Consider the following 2,276-nt stretch of genomic DNA (forward strand, 5'->3'; position numbering starts at 1 on the left):
GGCTTCCTCATGGCCCTCGCCATCGGTACGCCGCTCGGACTGCTGGTCGCCCGGGTGAGGTTCGTCCGGGCAGCGCTCGGCCCCATCCTCTCCGGACTGCAGTCGCTGCCGTCCGTGGCCTGGGGGCCGCCGCTTGACGGGTCCACAAGGTCGGTGCGCCGAGCCCGCCACCACGGCACAAGCTGGACGACGCCGAACGCCACCTCGACAACGAAGAACAACCACAGCCAGCGCGGGGCACCATGTGCCAGCGCATACGCCTGCCACGCGGCGAAAAGCGTGCGCGCGATGCCGTCGAACAGTCCATGCACTGGCAGCGGGTTGATGATCCGGAGGAGCGCCCAGACGACCACCACTGAACCCATCAGATTCGCGTAGAGGATCCCGATCGGGTCGAGGGCAGGCAGGGCGCCCAGCCCGAGCGCGTCACCGAGCTTCGACAGCGCGTCGTGCACCAGGGCGTAGGTCCACGGCGTGGCGAACCCGCCTGTGACCACGAGGTCGTACCAAGCACTTGTGCGTACGACGCGCAGATAGGCGCGGCGGGAAGGGGCGAAATGACGGATCATGGCGAGGCTCCTGCTGGTCTCCTGCACGGACGCCATGACGGTAAACAGTGAAGTACTGTCCAAGGTCAAGTCCACAGTTCAGGGAGAGCCGTGCGTATCGGAGAGCTGGCCGCGCAAGCGGGACTGACCAGGGACACCATCCGTTTCTACGAGAAGATCGGTCTCGTCACGGGGCGGCGTCTGGCCAACGGCTATCGCGACTTCCCGCCGGAGGCAGTGCCCTGGCTGCAGTACGTCCGCACCGCGCAGACGCTCGGCTTCTCGCTGGCCGAGATCGCACAGACCGGCGAGGAACTGCGGAACGCGCCCGACACCGCCGAAGCGTTGTCCGCGCTGTTCGAGGAGAAGATCAAGGTTATCGATGCGCGTATGGCGCAGCTTGCCGCCCTGCGGGCCGAGCTCGACGCACGTGTTGGCACCGGATGCCCGCTGCGGGCGGCTGGCTGAGCCGGGTGAGCATCGACAAACAGGCCGCGACCTCACTCAAGGCTTTTTTCCAACCTGATAGCGCCGTGGGCGAGTTGGCCAGCTGTACAACGCGGCGAATCTGCTGGTAGTTGGGGTCACGACCAAGATCACCCATGCTGGCCAGAAGCTTCGTTTGCTTGCCTACCCGTCGTCGATCGATCTGTCCAGCCGCGCCCTGCGCGACCAGAGCGAGCAGCTACGGGCTCGGCGACACGAGATCGGGACGCGCTGGCGGCGGTGCTTCCCGTCGGCCGGCAGGCTCTGCTTGTGCTTGCCCACCTGCGGTGCGGGGACACCTACGCCCAACTCGCCGACGGGTTCGGCGTCGGTGTCGCGACATACACGAGGCCGTCGACGTCTTGGCCGCCATTGACCCGCACCTGGCCCCAGCGAGGACCACAGCGCGCATGAAGGCGTTCGTCATCCTGGACGGCACGCTCCTGCCGATCGACCGGATCGCCGTCGACCGGCCCTTCTACTCGGGCAAGCACAAAAAGCACGGCATGAATGTGCAAATCATCGCCGTCCCGAAGGGCCGTCTCCTGTGAGCTTCACCGGCCCCTCCCGGTGCCGTCCATGACATCCGGGCCGCTCGCGAGGACGGCCTCATCGCCGCTCTCGCCGAGGCCGGCATCATCTGCTGGGCAGACGAGGGTTAACAGGGCGCAGGCGGCGCGGTACGCGCCCCTTACCGCGGCCGACGGGACCGCCTGTCCACCGGCCAACAGGCCAACAGGCCAACAACCGATCCCACGCGAAGATACGGGCGCTGGTCGAAACAGGCCGTCGCCACGCCACCCTCAAGCCCTGGAGGCCTCTCCGCAAGCTCCGCTGCTCGACGACCCGGATCACGAGCCTCGTCCAAGCCGTCCTCACCCTCCACCTGACCCGCTCAGGCTGAGGGTGGAAAAGGCTCCCTACGTTGTTCTGCGGGATGTGGTGAGCCCTTCGTATGGTTGACCCGCCCAGGGGTGCCGGGTGTGGTTCAAAAGGCTCTGCCGCTGGTGGCTTTCAGTGATTGGCCGCCCGGTGCCCCACGACGACTCGGCTGCCAATTAGGAATTGCGAATGATCGCTGAGTAGGGAATCGACAGCGAGGTCGTCCGTCGGGAGGTACCAGCAGCACACCGCACGGAGGCACCACATGGCCAGGATCTGGGCCGGTATCGATGCAGGAAAGACCCACCACCACTGCGTCGCGATCGACGAGAGCGGCCGCAGGCTGCTGTCGCGACGGGT

2 protein-coding genes and 3 pseudogenes are annotated in these 2,276 nt (G+C 66.6%); 4 read left to right on the forward strand and 1 reads right to left on the reverse strand.

The window, feature by feature from the left end:
- A pseudogene (locus tag ACWCPI_RS38850) lies at positions 1–132 on the forward strand (ABC transporter permease); the annotation flags it as partial.
- Here the strand turns inward: ACWCPI_RS38850 and ACWCPI_RS38855 are convergent.
- Positions 129–569: pseudogene (locus ACWCPI_RS38855) on the reverse strand (hypothetical protein); the annotation flags it as partial. The pseudogenes ACWCPI_RS38850 and ACWCPI_RS38855 sit on opposite strands and share 4 nt — an antisense overlap.
- A 90-nt stretch (positions 570–659) precedes the next feature.
- Between ACWCPI_RS38855 and ACWCPI_RS38860 the strand changes: the two are divergent.
- The 3 genes and pseudogenes from ACWCPI_RS38860 to ACWCPI_RS38870 form a co-directional block, all read left to right on the forward strand.
- On the forward strand, positions 660–1,016 hold the full coding sequence (locus ACWCPI_RS38860) for a MerR family transcriptional regulator (protein ID WP_451042665.1): 357 nt from the start codon (positions 660–662) through the stop codon (positions 1,014–1,016).
- A gap of 154 nt (positions 1,017–1,170) precedes the next feature.
- Positions 1,171–1,938 (forward strand): annotated as a pseudogene (locus ACWCPI_RS38865) (transposase family protein).
- A gap of 243 nt (positions 1,939–2,181) precedes the next feature.
- The coding region (locus ACWCPI_RS38870) for an IS110 family transposase (RefSeq protein WP_451042666.1) at positions 2,182–2,276 on the forward strand (95 nt) is incomplete at its 3' end.

Source organism: Streptomyces sp. NPDC001920 (genome assembly GCF_053594495.1).